Annotated in this window: 20 protein-coding genes; 15 read left to right on the top strand and 5 right to left on the bottom strand. The window is 68.9% G+C overall.

Translation table 11 applies throughout. The features are described 5' to 3' along the window. Positions 1-60: 60 nt before the first annotated feature. The 4 genes from ABD093_RS11900 (at position 61) to ABD093_RS11885 (ending at position 4,759) form a co-directional block, all read left to right on the top strand. Positions 61-1,647 (top strand): extracellular solute-binding protein, encoded by a 1,587-nt coding sequence (locus tag ABD093_RS11900; RefSeq protein WP_343924665.1) that lies wholly within the window; start codon positions 61-63, stop codon positions 1,645-1,647. Between the two features lie 108 nt (positions 1,648-1,755). Further along, a complete protein-coding gene (locus ABD093_RS11895) occupies positions 1,756-3,189 on the top strand; it encodes a glycoside hydrolase family 32 protein (RefSeq protein ID WP_343924663.1) in 1,434 nt (477 codons plus the stop codon). A gap of 229 nt (positions 3,190-3,418) precedes the next feature. Next, positions 3,419-4,408: a PrsW family intramembrane metalloprotease gene (locus ABD093_RS11890; RefSeq protein ID WP_343924661.1), complete on the top strand. Its 990-nt coding sequence runs from the start codon at positions 3,419-3,421 to the stop codon at positions 4,406-4,408. 90 nt (positions 4,409-4,498) lie between these two features. Beyond that, positions 4,499-4,759: a type B 50S ribosomal protein L31 gene (locus ABD093_RS11885; RefSeq protein ID WP_193116628.1), complete on the top strand. Its 261-nt coding sequence runs from the start codon at positions 4,499-4,501 to the stop codon at positions 4,757-4,759. 10 nt (positions 4,760-4,769) lie between these two features. Here ABD093_RS11885 and ABD093_RS11880 read toward each other — a convergent pair whose 3' ends face one another. Continuing rightward, positions 4,770-5,891, bottom strand: coding sequence for a CobW family GTP-binding protein (locus tag ABD093_RS11880; protein ID WP_343924659.1), 1,122 nt, complete (start codon positions 5,889-5,891; stop codon positions 4,770-4,772). 57 nt (positions 5,892-5,948) lie between these two features. Here ABD093_RS11880 and rpmB point away from each other — a divergent pair, with 57 nt between their 5' ends. The 8 genes from rpmB to ABD093_RS11840 all read left to right on the top strand — a co-directional run bounded on the left by rpmB (position 5,949) and on the right by ABD093_RS11840 (position 9,985). Continuing rightward, positions 5,949-6,185, top strand: a complete 237-nt coding sequence (rpmB, locus tag ABD093_RS11875) for a 50S ribosomal protein L28 (protein WP_193116626.1) — start codon at positions 5,949-5,951, stop codon at positions 6,183-6,185. 14 nt (positions 6,186-6,199) lie between these two features. After that, positions 6,200-6,367: a 50S ribosomal protein L33 gene (gene rpmG / locus ABD093_RS11870; RefSeq protein ID WP_193116625.1), complete on the top strand. Its 168-nt coding sequence runs from the start codon at positions 6,200-6,202 to the stop codon at positions 6,365-6,367. Beyond that, positions 6,367-6,672 carry a 30S ribosomal protein S14 gene (gene rpsN / locus ABD093_RS11865; protein ID WP_193116624.1) on the top strand — a complete coding sequence of 102 codons (306 nt, stop codon included), beginning with the start codon at positions 6,367-6,369 and terminating at the stop codon, positions 6,670-6,672. Before rpmG ends, rpsN begins: the two co-directional genes overlap by 1 nt. A gap of 111 nt (positions 6,673-6,783) precedes the next feature. Continuing rightward, positions 6,784-7,101 carry a type B 50S ribosomal protein L31 gene (locus tag ABD093_RS11860; protein WP_343924656.1) on the top strand — a complete coding sequence of 106 codons (318 nt, stop codon included), beginning with the start codon at positions 6,784-6,786 and terminating at the stop codon, positions 7,099-7,101. Continuing rightward, the gene (gene rpmJ, locus ABD093_RS11855) at positions 7,101-7,226 is read left to right on the top strand and encodes a 50S ribosomal protein L36 (RefSeq protein WP_193116622.1); all 126 of its coding nucleotides are present in this window, start codon (positions 7,101-7,103) and stop codon (positions 7,224-7,226) included. The genes ABD093_RS11860 and rpmJ overlap by 1 nt, the downstream gene beginning before the upstream one ends. Before the next feature lie 254 nt (positions 7,227-7,480). Further along, positions 7,481-9,079 (top strand): FAD-dependent monooxygenase, encoded by a 1,599-nt coding sequence (locus ABD093_RS11850; RefSeq protein WP_343924653.1) that lies wholly within the window; start codon positions 7,481-7,483, stop codon positions 9,077-9,079. An 82-nt stretch (positions 9,080-9,161) separates the two neighbouring features. After that, positions 9,162-9,608, top strand: a complete 447-nt coding sequence (locus tag ABD093_RS11845; RefSeq protein ID WP_193116620.1) for a nucleoside triphosphate pyrophosphohydrolase family protein — start codon at positions 9,162-9,164, stop codon at positions 9,606-9,608. Then, positions 9,605-9,985 (top strand): NUDIX domain-containing protein, encoded by a 381-nt coding sequence (locus tag ABD093_RS11840; protein ID WP_193116619.1) that lies wholly within the window; start codon positions 9,605-9,607, stop codon positions 9,983-9,985. Before ABD093_RS11845 ends, ABD093_RS11840 begins: the two co-directional genes overlap by 4 nt. Positions 9,986-10,035: 50 nt before the next feature. Here ABD093_RS11840 and ABD093_RS11835 read toward each other — a convergent pair whose 3' ends face one another. Both ABD093_RS11835 and ABD093_RS11830 read right to left on the bottom strand, forming a co-directional pair. After that, on the bottom strand, positions 10,036-11,454 hold the full coding sequence (locus tag ABD093_RS11835) for a phosphoglucomutase/phosphomannomutase family protein (protein ID WP_343924650.1): 1,419 nt from the start codon (positions 11,452-11,454) through the stop codon (positions 10,036-10,038). 49 nt (positions 11,455-11,503) lie between these two features. After that, positions 11,504-12,706, bottom strand: coding sequence for a Gfo/Idh/MocA family protein (locus ABD093_RS11830; protein ID WP_193116617.1), 1,203 nt, complete (start codon positions 12,704-12,706; stop codon positions 11,504-11,506). A 361-nt stretch (positions 12,707-13,067) separates the two neighbouring features. On the opposite strand from ABD093_RS11830, the gene ABD093_RS11825 reads away from it, so the two are divergent. From ABD093_RS11825 to ABD093_RS11815, 3 genes are read left to right on the top strand one after another with little or no spacing between them, the layout of a single operon-like run. Beyond that, entirely contained in the window at positions 13,068-13,916 is an 849-nt protein-coding gene (locus ABD093_RS11825; RefSeq protein ID WP_343924647.1) for an ABC transporter permease, read from the top strand. Beyond that, a complete protein-coding gene (locus ABD093_RS11820; protein WP_319021516.1) occupies positions 13,913-14,893 on the top strand; it encodes a carbohydrate ABC transporter permease in 981 nt (326 codons plus the stop codon). Before ABD093_RS11825 ends, ABD093_RS11820 begins: the two co-directional genes overlap by 4 nt. A gap of 26 nt (positions 14,894-14,919) precedes the next feature. Further along, positions 14,920-16,554, top strand: coding sequence for a type 2 periplasmic-binding domain-containing protein (locus tag ABD093_RS11815; protein ID WP_343924645.1), 1,635 nt, complete (start codon positions 14,920-14,922; stop codon positions 16,552-16,554). A gap of 24 nt (positions 16,555-16,578) precedes the next feature. Here ABD093_RS11815 and ABD093_RS11810 read toward each other — a convergent pair whose 3' ends face one another. Next, a complete protein-coding gene (locus ABD093_RS11810) occupies positions 16,579-17,775 on the bottom strand; it encodes an ABC transporter ATP-binding protein (RefSeq protein WP_343924643.1) in 1,197 nt (398 codons plus the stop codon). After that, positions 17,772-18,827, bottom strand: coding sequence for an ABC transporter ATP-binding protein (locus ABD093_RS11805; RefSeq protein WP_343924641.1), 1,056 nt, complete (start codon positions 18,825-18,827; stop codon positions 17,772-17,774). Before ABD093_RS11805 ends, ABD093_RS11810 begins: the two co-directional genes overlap by 4 nt. Between the last annotated feature and the right edge of the window lie 53 nt (positions 18,828-18,880).

Genomic DNA, 18,880 nt, shown 5'->3' with positions numbered 1-18,880 from the left:
TCCCTCACCGGCCCCGTCCCCGTTCCCGTCCGCGCATCACCGTTACGAAGGAGTACCGCTATGCTTTCTCGCCGTCATTTCACCCTGTCCGCCGCCGCCCTCGGCGTCACGATGCTCGGGGTCTCGGGCTGCTCCCGACCCTCGGAGCGCACCACCGAGGATCTCTCCTCCGACGTCGGCATGACCGACGCCGGCACACCGATCGTGACCGAGGAGCTGACCCTCGCCTTCGGCGGCGCGAAGTCCGCGCTGGCCCCGGACTTCGAGACGATGGAGCTGGTCGAGACCTGGAAGGCCGATTCCGGGATCGAGATCACCTGGAACAACGAGCCCGACGAGGTCTGGGCCGAGAAGAAGAACCTGCTGCTGGCCAGCGGCGAGCTCCCCGACGCCCTGTTCAACACCGGGCTCTCGGATGCCGAGGTCGCCAAGTACGGCGCCAACGGCACCCTGATCGCCCTCGAGGACCTGATCGAGGACCACGCCCCCACCCTCGCCGGGATCCTCGCGGAGCGGCCGGACATCAAGGCCGCGATCACGGCGTCGGACGGGCACATCTACACGCTGCCCTCCGTCGAGGAGATGGGCCTGGTCGAGTTCCCGCGCATGCTGTTCCTCAACACGGACTGGCTCGAGGAGCTCGATCTGGAGATGCCCACGACGGTCGAGGAGTACCACCAGGTGCTGCTGGCCTTCAAGGAGAACGTGCCCGGCGGCGTTCTGCCCCTGTCCTTCCTCGAGGCGGGCGACATCGCAGATCTGATCGCGGCGATCGGCGGGCAGGCGGACAACGCCGATCACCGCGTCGTCGAGGACGGCAAGGTCGTCTACACCGCGAACACCGACGGCTTCCGCGAGGCGATCGCCGAGCTCCACATCTGGTACGGCGAAGGGCTCATCGACCAGGAGTCGTTCTCCCAGGACTACGTCAAGTTCGTCTCCAAGGGCAAGGCCGATCCGCAGACCCTGGGGTCGTTCTACTTCTGGGAGATCCCGGAGGTCGTGGGCCCCGAGCGCGCGGACCAGTACGCGATCGTGCCGATCTTCCCGGGTCCCGACGGCGTCCAGCGGGCCTGCGTCGCCAACAACCAGGAGATCAACCGCGGCGCCTTCGCGATCAGCCGCACGAACGAGTACGCCGCCGCCACCCTGCGCTGGGCGGACATGCTCTTCGACCCGGTCATGAGCGCCCAGGCCAACTGGGGCCCGATCGGCATCTCGCAGGAGATCAACGGCGACGGGCTGCTCGAGCAGATCCCCGTCGGCGAGGGCGAGACCGAGCAGGAGCGTCGGGTGAAGGTCGCCCCCGGCGGCCCGAAGATCATCACCGCGAAGGACTTCGAGACGGTCGTGCTCGCGGAGCCCCGGGCCGCCGAGCGCCAGGCCCAGATCGCCGAGCACTACGAACCCCACCGCGCCAATGAGAAGTACCCTCCGGTCATGCTCTCGGTGGATGAGCTGAATCGGATCAGCACCATCGAGGCCGACATCAAGACCCTGGTCACCGAGAAGGTCGCCACCTGGATCGTGAAGGGAGGCATCGAGGACGAGTGGGAGGGCTACGTCGCCCAGCTGGAGACCATCGGCCTCCCCGAGGTCGTCGAGGTCTATCAGACCGCCTACGACCGCTTCACCTCGAACACCTGATGACGTCTGAGCTCGTCTGAGCACGTCTGATCAGACGTCGGCTCACCACCCCGCGCCGCCCTGGGGCCGGCACCACCCGCCGTCCCCACGACCATCGACAGAGAGAACATGACCATCACCTCCCCGTCCCGCCCGCGCACCGATCAGCATCGCCCGCGGTTCCATCTGACCCCCGAGGCCACCTGGATGAACGATCCCAACGGGCTCATCCGCCACGACGGCGCCTGGCATGCGTTCTTCCAGAACAACCCCTTCGGCAGCACCTGGGGGAACATGTCCTGGGGCCACGCGGTCTCCGAGGACCTCGCGACCTGGACGCACCTGCCGGTCGCCCTCCCCTGCTCCGAGACGGAGATGATCTTCTCCGGGAGCATCGTCCACGACGCCGCGAACACCTCCGGCCTGGGGGCGCCGGGCGAGGACGGCCCGCTCGTGGCCTTCTATACGAGCGCGTACACGCCGGCGCATGCGACGACTCCCGGCATCCAGGCGCAGTCGATCGCCTTCTCCCTCGACGGCGGCACGACCTGGGACTTCTACGCCGAGAATCCGGTGCTCACGCGGGATTCGGAGAACTTCCGGGACCCGAAGGTGTTCTTCCATCCCGAGAGCGGCCGCTGGGTGATGGTCACAGTCGAGGCACTGGACCATGCCGTCCATCTCCACACCTCCGCCGATCTGCTGACCTGGGAGCCCGCCTCCACCGTCACGCACCCGGGGCTCGACGGCGGCATCTGGGAGTGCCCGGATCTGCTGCGCGTGCAGGTCGCGGGCGCCGACGGGGCCCCGGCGCGGGAGGCATGGGTCCTGGTGATCAGCACCAACCCCGGCGGACCGGCCGGCGGATCAGGCACCTACGCGGTGATCGGAGACTTCGACGGGACCCGCTTCGCGAGCGACACCTCGCCGGTCCCGCTGGACCTGGGACAGGACTGCTATGCGGCGGTGTCCTTCTCGGGTGTGGACGGCGATCCGGTGCTGCTGGGGTGGATGAACAACTGGGCCTACGCGGAGCAGACCCCGACCGCTCCGTGGCGCTCGGCGATGACCCTGCCGCGGACCCTCCACGTGGAGCCGGACGCGGACGGGACGCTCCAGGTGATCCAGCACGTGATCGTTCCGGAGGGTCTGCGATCCGTGGATCTCGACGTCGTGGATCGCGACGCCGCGGCCGACGGGGAGCCGCTCCAGCTCGACGCGGACGAGCCCTTCCGTCTGCGCGGAACCCTCTCCCCGCAGGGCGCACGACGGGTCGTGCTCCGATTCGGTGCCGGGCAGGCGCAGCGTGAGCTCGTGCTGGGCCTGGATCCGGAGGGCCACGTGGTCCTCGATCGCGGCCGCGCCCACCTCGAGCCCTTCGCAGCCGACCACTCGCGGTCCCTGCCCTACATCCCTCGGGCGGGCGTCGCGGACGTCGCCTTCGACCTGGTCGTGGACCGCTCCTGCGTGGACCTCGAGCTCGACGGCGGCCGCGCCCTGGTCTCCCAGCAGATCTTCCCCGCTGCCGCCACCGTCGCCGTGCACGTCGAGCGCTCGGCCTGAGGGACCCGGCCGCGCTGGTCATCGGAGAGGATGCCCGCGACGGCGGGCGGGCGCGGGACGCGTCCCGCTGATCGACCCGTGCGCGCGGGCACCGGGCACCGGGCACCGGGCACCGGGCACCGGGCACCGGGCACCGGGCACCGGGCACATACTGAGGGCGACGCCGCCGCTCCGACGACGCCGCACCTCGGGTGGGCGGGTCCGATCCTGCTCCAGGAAGGATCCTCCGATGAGCGAGCAGCCAGTCATCCCCCCGCAGGCCCCGACCGTCGCCCGGTCCGGTCCCCCGCCGATGCCGCAGGCGCGATCGGCTCCGCGGGCCGGGCCGGCCCCGTCGCTCGCGTCGACCCCACCAGCCGGTTCCGCGAGCACCGCTCGTTATCCCTGGTACCTGCGGTTCTCGTGGATCCTCGCACTGGTGGTCGGAACCCTCGCCTACGTAGCGACCTTCGTCATCATGCTGCTGACCCGGAACCCCACGATCCTGCCCACCGTGCTGCTGGTCGGCGCCGCGACCATTCCCCTCACGGTCCTGCTGTTCGCCCAGTCGAGCAAGGTCGGCCCGCTCGTGCCCACCCGCACCGTCCTGGTCACGGTGGCCCTGGGCGGGCTGTTCGGACTCTGCGCGGCAGGCCTGGGCGAGACCATCGCCGGGCTGCTGCTGGGCAAGGCCTCGATCCTGCTGGTCGGCGTGATCGAGGAGACCGCGAAGCTCGTGGTCCCGCTGATCGTGCTGGGCCTGGCCCATCGCAGCACCCGGGGCGGCGGCATCGTGATCGGCATCGCCGCTGGCACCGGGTTCGCCGTCCTGGAGACCATGGGCTACGGGTTCAACGCCCTGCTGTCGCGCAGCGGCGGGCTGGGCGCGCTCGACTCGACCCTGATCCTGCGCGGCATCCTCGTGCCGGCCGGGCACGTGGCCTGGACCGGCGCGATCTGCGCGGCCCTGTGGTTCCTGGTGGAGACCTCGCACAAGCCGCGCGGGGTGCTCGCCCTGGCCGTCGCCTACGTCGGGGCGATCGTGATGCACACCGCCTGGGATGCGACCACCAGCGGGATCCTCCATGTTCTGATCGGGGTGATCAGCGTCGGCGCCCTGCTGACGCTCACGATCCTCGCCCATCGCGCCTTCGTGCGACGGACCCTCCCGCCGCCTGGGAACGGGCCGGCCGGAATCCGTCCGGCCGACGGGGAATATGCCGCCCACTCGCGTCGTTGAAAATTCACGTCAACGGCTCTCGGCACGAGCGTCGGTCGACCGGCACCGCACCCCACCAGGCCGCGTCCGCCAGCAGGCGAGGAGAACACCATGAAGAAGAACATCCACCCCGAGTACCGCCCCGTCGTCTTCCGTGACGCGAGCGCCCACCACTCGTTCCTCACCAACTCCACCCGTACGTCGTCCACCACGGTGACCTGGGAGGACGGCAAGGAGTACCCGGTGATCGACATCGAGATCTCCTCCGCCTCGCACCCCTTCCACACCGGCCGCGCCGCCGTGCGCGACGCCGCGGGCCGGATCGAGCAGTTCCGTCGCCGCTACGGCCGCACCGGGGTCCTGACCGCCTGACCGCGTCCGGTCAGACGGTCGCGTCCCGGGCCCCCAACCACGGCGCAAGGTGATCCTCGGCGCCGAGCCACGGGGCAAGACCGTCGGACCACTCGTCCGCCGTGAGCAGGCTGCGCCCGAAGGCCCCGCGCACCCGCTCCCGATCGGCCGGGTCGACGCCGGTGACCACCAGGCGCGTCGTGGGCAGCTCGAGACCCGCCTTCCACACGGCGCCGACGGAGACCTGACCGCCGGCGCCGTCCCATTGGCAGATGCTGTCGGGCCGGTCAGGGACCCAGAACCGACCCCGGCTGCGCAGCTTCCCGGATCCCAGGTCCTCGATGTTCTCGAGCAGGCGCTGCGGATGGAACGGTCGCCGGGAGGTGAGGTCGAGCGTCCAGGTGCCGTGCGCGGTCAGGCCGCCGTAGGGCTCGACGTATCGCATGTCGCGTCGGCGCAGGCCGACGAGATGATCGAGGTGCCCTCCGAGAACCTGGTCGAGCCCGACCTCGTGCGGCCCGGCTGCGAGGATCTGATCCGGGGCACGCAGATGCTCCAGCAGCTCAGCGCCCTCCGAGCGAGGATCTCCGTCCACGACGAGCAGGTCGGAGTATTCGATCTGCGCGGCGAGCGCCTCGCCGACGCTTCGCTGGTCCCCGTCGGCCCATTGCACGCCGCGCTCGGCGAGCGTGGCGTCCCCGAGCAGATCATCCAGTGCGGAGTCGGAGGAGAGCACCGCAGCGGCACCTGCGAGATGCCAGCGGTCCTGATGGGGCTGCAGAGTTCCCACCACGACCGTGGGATCGGCGCTGAGGGGAGGTGCGAGCAGCACACCGGCGCACCGGGGATCCCCCGCGAGACGGGCCAGGGTCGGCACGGCGTCCTCGCGCATGGCGCAGGAGACGCACGGGTGCTCGAGGTGGATGACCTCGTCCTCGATCACACCGTCGGCCCGCAGGATCAGGCGGCGCAGTGCGGCAGAGGCCGCATCCACCTCGTAGCGGAGCTCGACCACGCCCTGGCCGTCGAGCAGCAGGCTCGCGACCAGCGCATCCCGGAGCACCGGATCGATGGCCGTGACCACGGCGACAGGCAGGGAATGCCCATCACCCCGCGGTCGTTGAAACTGATCGAACCCGTGGACGTCGGTCATGCCGACACCACCTTCCTTACTTGACGATAACGATTCTCATTAATAGTATCGCTGAGCATGTCCCAGCACTGTCAAGTCACCGGAGCCGCACCGAGCTTCGGGAAGTCCATCTCCCACTCGCATCGACGCACCTCGCGCCGGTTCGACCCCAACATCCAGCGCAAGCGGTTCTACGTCCCGTCCCTGGGCCGCACCGTGAGGCTCCGAGTCTCCGTACGCGGCCTGCGCACCATCGATCGCCGCGGGATCGAGGCCGTCGTGGCCGAGATCCGTTCCCGCGGCGAGAAGATCTGAAAGGAGCCATACCCATGGCCAGGAAGAACGACGTGCGCGGCACCGTGAAGCTGCGCTCCACCGCCGGCACCGGCTACACGTACATGACCAGCAAGAACCGCCGGAACACCCCGGATCGGCTCTCTGCCCGCAAGTTCGATCCGCGCGCTCGCGCCGTCGTCGAGTTCCGCGAGGAGCGCTGATGGCGAAGACCTCGAAGATCGCCGCTGACCAGCGCCGACGGGGGACCGTCGCCCGGCACGCCGAGCACCGCGCCGCCCTCAAGGCCGCGATCAAGGACCCGTCGACGACCCTCGCCGAGAAGGTCCAGGCCCAACGTGCCCTGCAGCGTCTACCACGGGACGCCAGCCCCACCCGCCTGCGCAACCGCGACGCGATCGACGGCAGGCCCCGCGGCTACCTGCGGACCTTCGGGCTCTCGAGAGTCCACTTCCGGGCCGCAGCCCACCGCGGTGAGCTGCCCGGCATCACGAAATCCAGCTGGTGACCACGACGCGCCGCGGTGAGGAACCGGGCCCGTCCGGTCGCCTGCCAGCCACAACAACAACAACCCCAACCACAACGTTCCGGTGAGAGATCACCCGGAGAGGACTCGACCATGAAGACAGCTATCCATCCCGAGTACCGCAGCGTCGTCTTCCGCGACGCGAGCGCCGACTTCTCGTTCCTGACCCGCTCCACCCGTACCTCCGACAAGAGGGTGACCTGGGAGGACGGCAGGGAGTACCCCGTGATCGACGTCGAGGTCTCCTCGGCTTCCCACCCCTTCTACACCGGCAAGGCGACCGTGCTCGACACCGCAGGCCGGGTCGAGAAGTTCCGTCGTCGCTACGGGAAGTCCGCCCCTCAGCCGGCCGCCGCTGACGATGCCGGTGCCGGTGCCGGTGCCGGTGCCGCAGAGACTGCGGGTGCCTGATGAAGGTTCGCTCCTCGCTGCGGTCCCTGATCCGCAAGCCCGGCGCCCAGGTGGTGCGTCGCCGCGGCCGGATCTACGTGATCAACACGAAGGACCCCCGGTTCAAGGGTCGGCAGAAGGGCTGATCCGACGGGCAGGTCCCGATGCCCGGCACCCTTGATCGAGCCGTACGTTCTGTGCAGACAGGCCTCACTCTCCGTACAGAACGCACGGCTCGTTCTGTCGTCAGGACGGGTCGGTGGCTCTCTGTCGTCAGGACGGGATGAGGTTCTCGCCTGAGCGACGGCGGGCTGATCTTGTGCTCCCCTTCCTGCCCTTGACCCCGCGCACTACCGTAGAAGCACGCCCATACCGGACGTGCCGAGGAAAGGCGCCTCCCATGACGACACCACCAGCGACGACGGAGTCGGCCACGTCGCAGTCATCGACTGCAGCGACGGAGAAGGGTCTGCCGCTGCTGGAGACAGACGTGCTCGTCGTCGGCGCCGGGCCCACCGGACTGATGGCCGCCCTGGTCCTATCCCGGCGCGGGGTGCCTGCCCTCGTGATCGACGCCAAGGCCGGACCCACGCGGGAGTCGCGAGCGATCGTGGTCCAGGCGCGCAGCATGGAGATCTACGACCAGCTGGGTCTCGCGCAGGAGGTGATCGACGGGGCCGTGGCCGCGGAGGGCATGCAGATCCGTGCGGAGAGCGCGTCGGGCGGTCTGCTGTCGAGCGCGAGCGGCGTCGACATCGAGCGCATGCAGCAGGGTCAGACTCCGTTCCCCGGAGTCCAGGTCTTCGAGCAGTCCCGGAACGAGGAGCTGCTGGCCCGGGTCCTCGCCGACGAGGGCCGTCCGGTCCTGTGGCGGCATGCGCTGGAGTCGCTGGACGCACCCTCCGGAAGCCCGGTCGAAGCACTGGTCAGCAGCCCGGACGGGCCGCTGCGGATCCGGGCGCGCTGGTGCATCGGCGCCGATGGGGCGAGCTCGACCGTGCGCCACGAGCTGGGCCTGCCCTTCGACGGTGTCACCGATGACGCGACGTTCTGCGTGGCAGATCTCCACGGCGTCACCGGGCTGCCCGACAAGTCCCTGGCCGCCCGCTTCGGGGACGAGAAGTTCGCGGTCCTGTTCCCGCTCGGGCCCGGCGGCCATGTGCGGCTGATCTGGCTGCACGGCGATGAGCATCCCGAGCAGGAATCTGCCCTCGCGGAGGCCCGCGCCGACCTCGACATCGACTACGACAGGGTCGACTGGTTCTCCACCTACCGCGTGCACCACCGCATCGCCCCGCGCTTCCGGCAGGGTGCCGCCTTCCTCGCCGGCGATGCCGGGCACGTGCATTCACCCCTCGGCGGCCAGGGCATGAACACCGGCCTGCAGGATGCCCACCACCTCGCGCACCTGCTGGCCGACGTCACCTCCGGGCGGTGCACCGAGGCGGCTCTGGACCGCTACGACAGCGAGCGTCGACCCGTCGCGACGACCCTGATCACCGCCACCGACCGCGCCTTCGGGCTCGTCGCCCGACCCGGCCGCGGCACGGCCTTCCTGCGCCGACGGGCCCGGGATGTGATGGCCGAGCTCGCGCCGCGGCTGCTCAGCACGCGTCTCGGCCCCTACGTCGGCGGCCTGCTCGGCCAGTACCGGATCCGCTACCACCCGGTGCCCGCGGAGGCGCCGGTGCCGCAGTGGGCCACCGATCCCGCCGTCGGCCTGCGCCTTCCCCCGACCGCGGAGAACGCCGAGGCCCTGCGCGCGATGAGCTGGCAGCTCCACACCTATGGGGCCGACGCCGGCCGGCCGATCGACGTCCCGACCTGGGTCGATGGACCGCTGCACTTCTCCCCGGACCCGCAGGCCCGGCTCCGCACGGATCGGCTGTATCTCGTGCGGCCCGACGGCTACGTGGCCGCGTCGCTCCCGGTGCACGCCGGCTCCTCCGCCGTCTATGAGGTGCGAGCGGCCCTCGCGGCCTACGACGTCATCGCATGACCGGTGGGCCCGGCGTCGAACGGCGGGCTCGACCTCGGTGCGCCGGGACGAGAGCGCACGACCCCACACATAGGGTGCCGGGATGGACCTCCACGACATCGCCGCCCGGATCGAGAAGCTCTCCACCCAGTACGCGGAGGTCTACGGCATCGAACGCTCCGGCGAATGGGCGCTGCTCAAGCTCACCGAGGAGGTCGGGGAGCTCGCGCAGGCGCACCTGACCGCGACCGGGCAGAGCCGCGACCGCGGGCTGGCGGCCGATGCTCAGCGGAAGGTGCTGGCCGACGAGGTGGGCGACGTGCTCGGCATGTGCCTGGTCTATGCGCAGCAGATGGGCATCGACCCGGTCGAGGCAGTCACCGAGAAATGGTTCCAGTACGAGCGCGCGGTGCCGGCGCGGGATTCGGCGGGCACGGGGCCGACGGGGACGGCCGCGGCCACAGGCGTCGGATCAGCCGCGACCACGGGTGCCGGACCGGCCGCGGCCACCGGCGTCGGACCGGCCGCGACCACGGGCGCCGGATCATGAGCCTCGCGGTCTCGATCAAAGCCGTCCTGCTGGACGCCGACGGCCGCGTGCTGCTGGGACGGAACCCGCGTCAGGAATGGGAGCTGCTGGGCGGCCGGCCCGACCCCGAGGACGCCTCGCCCCAGGACACGCTGCGGCGCGAGCTCCTCGAGGAGGCCGGCCTCGCGGTCGACGTCGGCCCGATCCTGGACTCGTGGATCTACGACCTCGGCGAGCTGGGACGGGTCTGCATCGTCACCTACCGCGCGACCCTCCCCGACAGCTCGTCGCTGCAGGTCAGCGAGGAGCACTCCGATCTGCGCTGGTTCACGGCCGACGAGGTGCTCACCGCCCCGATGCCGCAGGGCTACAAGGACTCCGTACGCAGGGCGCGTTGACGGGACGGCGGGCTCCCTGACGGGACGGCGGGCGCATTGACGGGCCGGCGTCAGGCCTTCAGCCCGTAGTGGTCGGCGACCGTCCGGGACAGATCCTTGGCCTCCTCGGCGGTCGGCGCCTCGGCGAACACCCGGATGACCGGCTCGGTGCCGGAGAAGCGGATGGTCAGCCAGGAGTCGTCGGCGAAGTACACCTTGCAGCCGTCCTCCCAGGAGGTCCGGTCGATCTCCCGCTCGAAGCCGGGCAGATCGTGCTCCTCGAAGATCCGTCGCTGCAGCTCGTCGCGGCGCGCGGGCGTGTAGCCGTAGGAGGACTCCTCCATCACCAGCTCGCCGTAGCGCGCCACGAGGTCCGCATAGATCGCCGAGAGCGTCTTCCCGGAGCGGGCCACCATCTCCACCAGCAGGCTGCCGGCGTAGATGCCGTCCTTCCCGGGGATGTGGCCGCGCACGGTGAGCCCGCCGGAGGACTCGCCGCCGATGACGGCGTCCGTCTCCGCCATCTTCGAGCTGATCCATTTGAAGCCCACGGGGACCTCGTGGCAGACCTCGCCATGAGCGGCGGCGACCCGATCCAGCAGGTGCGTGGTCGAGAGGTTGCGGACCACGGGCCCGCTCCACCCCTTGCCGGTGAGCAGGTACTCGTACAGCAGCACGAGCACCTGGTTGGGGCTGAGGTAGTTCCCGAGGTCGTCGATGATGCCGAGCCGGTCCGCGTCGCCGTCGGTGGCGATGCCGAGGTCTGCACCCTGATCCAGGACCGCCTGGCGCAGCGGCGAGAGCGAGCCCTCCGCGGGGGACGGCATGCGGCCGCCGAACAGCGGATCGTGGCGGGCGTTGATGACGGAGACCTCGCAGCGGGCGCTGACGAGGATCGTCTGCAGGCTGGTCTGGGCCACGCCGAACATGGGGTCCAGCACCACCGAGAGGTGGGCGTGGCGGATGGCGTCCAGATCCAGCTGCTCGATGATCGCGTCGAGATACCAGTTGATCGAGCTCTGCTGGGTGACCAGCGGGCTGTCCGCCACCTCGTGCGGGGCCAGGGAGCGCACCGCAGCCGGGTCCAGGGTCCTGACGTGCGCGGTGATCTCGTCGGTGACCTCGAGCTCGGCATCGCGACCACCCTCGGTGAACACCTTGATGCCGTTGTACAGAGCGGGGTTGTGGGAGGCCGTGACCGTGATCCCGTAGGCGCTGCCCTTCTGCTTCACGGTCCACATGCACATCGGGGTGGGGACCGGGCGGGTGATCACGGTGACCGGCACGTCGTTGCCGGCGAGCACCTCGATCGCCCACCAGGCAGCGACGTCGGACAGGAAACGGCGGTCGTAGCTGAGCACGACTCCGCGCTCGACCACGCCCTCCTCGTGCATCCTGTCGGCGAGCCCCTGCGCGAGCAGGCGGACGTTCTCCCGGGTGAACTCGTCGCCGATGATGGCGCGCCAGCCGCCGGTGCCGAACTCGATCATGGGAAATCCTCCTGGGGTAGCGGTGTTCTCCGGGGTCGTCGCGATGCGCTCAGACCGCGACTGTCCGGGTGTTCTGGGGAGCCTGCTGGCCGCCGTCGAAGTACTCGACGACGTCGGCGGGGACGGGCGGGATGTCGTAGGGGACGCCGCCGTTCCGGATCGACTCGGCCCCGTAGACGCCGGTCGCCACGGCCTCCCGGGCCGCGATGACGGAGACGTCGGTGATCCCGCCCTCGCGGGCGAAGCGCAGGAACTCTGCGACCAGGCTCGGGTCGGCGCCACCGTGGCCGCCGTCGGCCCGCGCGATGACCTCGACCGCGTCGGGGCGGCCGGGCCCGGAGCGGCGGGACTCCCAGATGTGGATCTGGTCGCCGCTGCCGTCTCCCATGTTCTCGATCCGTCCGGCGTCGCCGATGACGGTGTAGTTGCGCCAGTAGTCGGGGGTGAAGTGGCACTGCTCGTAGGAGGCGAGCACCCCGTTGTCGAGCGTCATGCTCAGCATCGAGATGTCCTCGACGTCCACGACGGGGTTGAGCTCCTTCTGCTCCGTGGGCGGCCAGTTGTCCTCGTCGTACCAGTCCCACATGCGACGGTCGGAGTTGTCGCGGCGATCGGTGACGTCTCCGTAGACGGCGAGGTCGCCGATGCCGGAGACGCGGCGTGTGTAGCCGCCGGCCAGCCAGTGGATCACGTCGATGTCGTGGGCGCCCTTCTGCAGCAGCAGAGAGGTCGCCTTGGAGCGGTCCGCGTGCCAGTCCTTGAAGTAGAAGTCGCCGCCCGTGCCCACGAAGTGGCGGCACCAGATCGCCCGCACCCGGCCGATGCGCCCAGAGTCGACGATGGCCTTCATCTGCCGGATCACCGGCATGTGGCGCATGTTGTGGCCGACGAACAGGCGCGTGCGGTTCTCCATCGCGAGGGCGAGCATCGCGTCGGTGTCCTCGACCCGGATCGCCATGGGCTTCTCCGAGAAGGTGGGGATGCCGGCGGCGAGCGTCTTCAGCGCGACCTCGGCGTGGGCGAAGTCGGGGGTCAGGATCATGACCGCGTCGACCTCGTGCTCCGCGAGCAGCTGGTCGACGTCGTCGACGGTCGCGACGTCGTCCCCGAACAGCTCGCGGGCCGAGTCCTTGCTGCGAGGCGTCGGGTCGGCCACGACCGTGACGCGGGATCCCTCCCCCGGCTGGTGGGCGTGGCGGGCGAGGCCGCCTCGGGCGCCGAAGCCGACGACTCCGATCTTGAGGTCAGACATGAAGGGAACCACTTTCGATGAGGTGCATGACGCGCTTCGTCCCATCCTCCCCCGAGCAGGGTCGGCGCGGGAGGCGAACGCTCCACGAGTTTGAACCGATTTACAAAGTAGGTGAAAGCATTTACTCTCGATCTCACCCTGTCAAGGTGCCGATGCCGACGGGTGAGTGCCGCCTCCCCGGGGCGCCGACCGAGAGGACCGATCTCGTGACCACCTCGACAGCGCAATCCCCCGCACCGCCCCCGCAGGTGGTGAGGGCCGCTCGGAGCACATCGTCCGCGCCCCGGAGACCACGGGGCACCTTCCGCAACCGGGTGCGGAAGGACTGGCAGATGCTCGTCCTGATGATCCCTGGGGCCCTGTGCCTGCTGCTGTTCTTCTACGTCCCATCCTCGGCAATGTCATCGCCTTCCAGGACTACTACCCCTTCATCACGATCCCCGAGGCCGAGTGGGTAGGGCTGTGGAACTTCATCGACCTGTTCAACGACGAGCAGTTCCTGATCGCTCTGCGCAACACGCTCGTGCTGGCGGTCGTCCAGCTGGTGCTGTTCTTCCCGGTCCCGATCGTGCTCGCGCTGATCGTCGACTCGGTGATGACGCCGCGCTTCCGCAAGGCCTTCCAGTCGATCGTCTACCTGCCGCACTTCCTGTCATGGGTGCTGGTCATCGCCCTGTTCCAGCAGATGCTGGGCGGCGCTGGGTTCATCAACCAGTTCCTGGCCTCCCATGGCATGGACACGATCCCCTTCATGACCAACCCGAGCACTTTCCCCCTGCTGGTGACCCTGCAGGTGGTCTGGAAGGACGCCGGATGGGGAATGATCATCTTCCTCGCGGCGCTCGCTTCCATCCCGGCCTCGTTGTACGAATCCGCCGCGACGGACGGCGCAGGACGCCTCCATCGCATCTGGCATATCACGCTTCCCGGCATGCGCCCGGTGATCGTGCTGCTGCTGATCCTGCAGCTCGGGTCGATCCTCACCGTCGGCTTCGAGCAGTTCATCCTCCAGCGAGACGCCGTCGGCCCCGATGCCGCCGAAGTGCTCGACACGTACAGCTACTACGCGGGCGTGATCGACGGCAGCTGGTCGATGGGCGCGGCCGCCGGCCTGGCCAAGGGAGTCGTGGGCACGGTCCTCATCCTCGCCTCCAACAAGATCGCCCACCTGCTCGGTGAGGACGGCATCTACCGCGGGAGCAGCAAGTGAGCACATCGACCACGCACCCCCTCGAGAACTCGACACGCTCCGCGCTGCCGGACGAACGGGGATTCCACCGACGGCTCTGGGACCTGATCGGCGGACGCTCGGAACGGCCCGCATGGATGGAGAGGCCCTCCCCCTCGCTGACCCTCCTCAAGACCCTCGTGATCCTCGCGATCTCGATCTCGATCCTGGTGCCGATGCTCGTCGTGGTCTCCACCTCGCTCGCCTCGGACGCAGAGATCCGCGAGGCCGGCGGCTACGTGCTCTTCCCGACCGAGCCGACGCTCGAGGCATACCGCACCATCTTCGCCAGCCCGCTCATCTTCCGCTCGCTGGGTGTGAGCGTGCTGGTGACGGTGGCTGGAACGCTCATCGCGCTGTTCGTGACGATCACGATGGCCTACGCCCTCAGCCGCCCGGTCCTGTTCGGCAAGCCGATGCTGTTGGCGATCGTGCTGACGATGTTCTTCTCCCCCGGGCTGATCCCGCTGTACCTCATGATCAAAGAACTGCACATGCTGGACAGCCTGTGGTCCCTGATCCTGCCGACGGCATTCGCCGCCTTCAACTTCATCGTGATGCGCTCGTTCTTCATGGCGCTGCCCCAGGAGCTGCTCGAAGCCGCCCGCATCGACGGGGCCAGCGACTTCCGGATCCTCTGGCAGATCGTCATCCCGCTGTCGAAAGCGGTGATCGCCGTGATCGGGCTGTTCTACGCGGTGGCGTACTGGAACGCCTTCTTCAACGCGATGCTCTACATCAACGACCAGGAGCTCTGGCCGATCCAGCTCATCCTGCGCAGCTACGTCATCCAGGGCACATCGATGACTGCGGACCAGCTCGGCGTCCAGCAGACCGCCGCCCCGCAGTCGATCAAGATGGCCGTCGTCGTCGTGGCGCTGGTCCCGATCCTGCTGGTCTACCCCTTCCTCCAGAAGTACTTCTCCAAGGGCGTCATCACCGGCGCCGTCAAGGGCTGAACGAACTGCCCTCGAGAAAGGCACCCATGAGCCCCGAACCCCGACGTCGCCACGTCCTCGCCGCCGCCGGAGCACTCACGCTCGGAGCCGGCGCCGCCTCGTGCGGCCCCCGGCCCGAGCCGGAGCTTCCCGACGTCCCGGACATCACCCTGCCGACCTATCAGCCGTTGGAAGGACTCGCCCCGGATCTGGTCGGCAATGCCGATGGTCTCCATGACGCGTACCTGACGGTCCCCGAGCAGCTGATCTCGACCACCTCAGGCAGACCCATCACCTCGGGCACGATCTCCGGCCTGACCCAGACCTTCCAGACCCCTCCTCCGCCGATGGACCGCAACCCCTATTGGAAGCGCCTGAACTCGGCGATGGGTGGCGTGCTCGATCTCGACGTGGTGGTGGACGACTATCCCTCGAAGTTCGCCACCACCCTGGCCTCGGGCAATCTGCCGGATCTCATGTGGGTGCCGCCGAACCAGGGCATACCCAACATCGGGCCGATGCTCGATGCGGCCTTCACCGATCTCACCGACTACCTGGCCGGCGACGCAGTGCTCGAGTACCCGAACCTCGCCGCTCTCCGGCAGGACTCCTGGCGCACCGCGGTGGTCAACGGGAGGATCTGGGGAGCTCCCATCCCGTCGACACCCTTCGGCCAGGTCTACGTCGGCAATCCGGAGGTCTGGCAGGAGGTGGACGGATTCACCGCCGAGAGCGCAGCCCAGTTCCTGGAGAAATGCCAGGAGCTGTCGATCCCGGGCAAGCGCTGGGCGCTCGAGCCCTTCCTGCCCAATGCGTTCCATATGATCGGCGAATGGTTCGGTATGCCCAACGGATATAGGGTCGAGGAGGACCGCAGCCTCACCGCCGCGCAGCAGACCGACGAGTACCTCGAAACTCTCGAGTTCGCTCGTGAGCTGTTCGCCGCAGGGGCGTTCTATCCCGACCTGAACCTCGCGGAAGCACCCCAGCTGCTGGCCAACGGCACCCTTGCCGCGATGGTCTCGGTGGGGCCGCGCGGTGCGGCGGAGACTCGCCTGAACAATCCCGATCTCCTGGGCGACATCCTGATCCCGTTCCCTGCCGTCGACGGGCGCATCCCCACCTATGACATGGGGTACGGCACTGTCGGTTTCACCCCGTTCCGCAAGACTGCTGACGAGGCCCGCATCCGCGAGCTGCTGAGCGTGGTCGATTATCTGTCTGCTCCCTTCGGGACCACCGAGTACATGCAGGTCAACTGGGGCACCGAGGGCAAGGAGTACACGGTCGAGGACGGCAACTACGTGTTCACGGAGGCGGGGGCCCAGAACGTGCCCGGCCTGCAGAGCGCCCTGCAGATCATGGCTGCGGGCGAAGGCGTCATCTACAACCCGATCCCCGAGGACACCCGCTACATCTACGAGTGCGAGCAGGAGCTGCTGCCCCTGGCGCAGAAGAGCCCGATCAAGGGCCTGTACTCGCCGACCAACTCGCGTCTCGGCACCAAGATCAAGACCCGCCTGGACGAGGCGCGCGACGAGGCGATCCAGGGCCGCGGCACGATCGACGACTTCAAGGCCGCTCTCCGGGACTGGGAGGAGAAGGGCGGCAAGCAGATCCTCGAGGAGTTCTCAGAGCTGCTGCCGGACGACGTCCCGGTCACCCCCTCGAACCGGGTTTGAGGCGCCCGGCGTCCGGCACCCGGGTCAGGGCTGGAACGGTCCCAGGTCGGCGGTGGTCTCGCCCTCTAGGGCGACGGTCCGGTCCAGGATGTCCTCGGCGTTGACCGTATCGATCCCGGCCTCCGCTGCGGCGGTCTCGATCGGGACCCCGAACTGGATGTTCCGCTGCTTCAGCAGATCCGCCCTGCCCTCCTGATGCAGCCAGCACTTCGCCCAGTGACCGGGTGAGACCTCGACCTTCTCCGGCTCCTTCTCGTTGCAGATGTCCATCGCGAAGGGGCAGCGAGGGTTGAAACGGCATCCCTTCGGCGGGGTGATCAGGCTGGGCGGCTCGCCGAGATCCCCCACCTCGTCGAAGAGGGACTGCTGATCACCCTCCAGGCCACGGCCGGGGTCCGGGGAGGAGTCCAGCAGCAGGCGCGTGTACGGATGCTGCGGGTCGTGGATGACCTCTTCGGAGCTGCCGCCCTCGACCATCTGCCCGGCGTACATGACGTTGATGCGGTCGGCGATGTACCGGGCCGACGCGATGTCGTGCGTGATGTAGAGCAGGGCCAGGCCCTCCTCGTCGCGCAGCTTCTTGAGCAGGTTCAGCACATCCAGGCGGATGGAGACGTCGAGCATCGAGATCGGCTCGTCGCCGAGCATCACCCGCGGTTCGACGGCGAGCGCACGGGCGATCACGATCCGCTGGCGCTGACCGCCGGAGAGCTCATGGGGGTACTTATCGATGTACTGCTCGGGTGGGGTGAGGTTCACGCGGGTCAACAGCTCATGGATCCGCTCCTCGACCTGCTTCGCGCCACGGGCCTTGCCGTGGATCTTCAGAGCCCGGCCCAGGATGTGGCGGATCGGCTTCAACGCGTTCAGGGAGGCGAAGGGGTCCTGGAACAGCAGCTGCACCTGGCCGTAGTACTTCAGAGCTTTGCGCCCCGTGACGTGGCTGACCGGCTTCCCCTCGAGGAGGATCTCCCCACCGGTGGTCGGGTAGTACAGGCTCAGCAGACGGGCGACGGTCGTCTTCCCGGACCCGGACTCCCCCACCATGGCGACGATCTCTCCGCGATGCAGCTCGAGATCGATGCCTTCGACAGCGCGCACGATGGCGCTGCCCTTCGAGCCGCGCACGGTGAAGTGTTTGGTGACGTCGCGGGCTTCGAGGACGACCTCACGTTCCGCGTCCTGTCGGGGGTGCTCGGTGCGGCTGGTTGTCGTGGTCATGCTGCGTGTCCGTTCTCGGAGCGGGCGTCGGATGGACCCGCGCCCACGGTTTCCCTCTGGGGGTCGTTGAGATGGCAGGCCGCGTCGGCCTTCTCGCTCACCTGCACCAGCTCGGGTCGTGTCGTGCCGCAGACCTCCATCGCCCGGGTGCAGCGCGGTGCGAAGGCGCAGCCCTTGGGGAGGTTCATGAGGTCCGGTGCCGTGCCGGGGATCCCGCGCATCTCGACCAGCGGCGCGTACAGCGGCGGGAACGAGTCCCGCAGCGCCTTCGTGTACGGGTGACTGGGGTGGTGGTACAGCTCGGTCGACGGCCCGATCTCGACGATCTTCCCGGCGTACATGATGGCCAGGCGGTCCGACAGCTCGAGAAGCAGGGAGAGGTCGTGGGTGACGAACACGATCGCGAAGCCCAGCTCGCGCTGCAGTCGCAGCACCTGACTCATGATGGTGCGCTGCATGACCACGTCGACCGCGGTGGTGGGCTCGTCCATCACCACCAGATCGGGGTCGCAGGCCAGTGCCAAGGAGATGAGGGATCGCTGGCGCATGCCACCGGACATCTCGTGCGGGAAGGAGTCCACCCGGTCCCGAGGGATGCCGGAGAGGGCCAGCAGGTCGCCGGCCCGCTCGAGCGCCGCCTTCTCGGTCATCCGCGGATCGTGCTGGCGCAGCACGTCGACGAACTGGGCACCGAGCCGCTTGACCGGGTTCAGGGCGTCCATCGCGCTCTGCATGACGATGGCGAGCTTGTTCCACCGCAGGTGCAGCAGCTCCTTGTCGGTGCGGGGCACGAGATCCGTGACGATCCCGTCGTCACCGTGATAGAGCACCTTCCCGCCCACGGTGACCGCCGGCGATCGCTGCAGGCGCAGCAGCGCGGTGGTGAGCGTCGACTTCCCGGACCCGGACTCCCCGGCCAGCCCGAGGATCTCTCCCCGGCGCAGCGCGAAGGAGGCATGGGAGACGGCGCTGACGGCTCCGTTGAGGGTCAGGTAGTCGACGCTGAGGTCCTGCACCTCGAGCAGGACGTCTCCGACATCGCGACGGGCCACGGTGGACTCCTTGGGTACTGGGTGACTGCGGATTCTGGGGGTTCTGCGGGTCG

The organism is Brachybacterium tyrofermentans (assembly GCF_039526165.1).
GTDB lineage: Bacteria > Actinomycetota > Actinomycetes > Actinomycetales > Dermabacteraceae > Brachybacterium > Brachybacterium tyrofermentans.
This window is presented reverse-complemented; position numbering and strand designations above follow the sequence as displayed.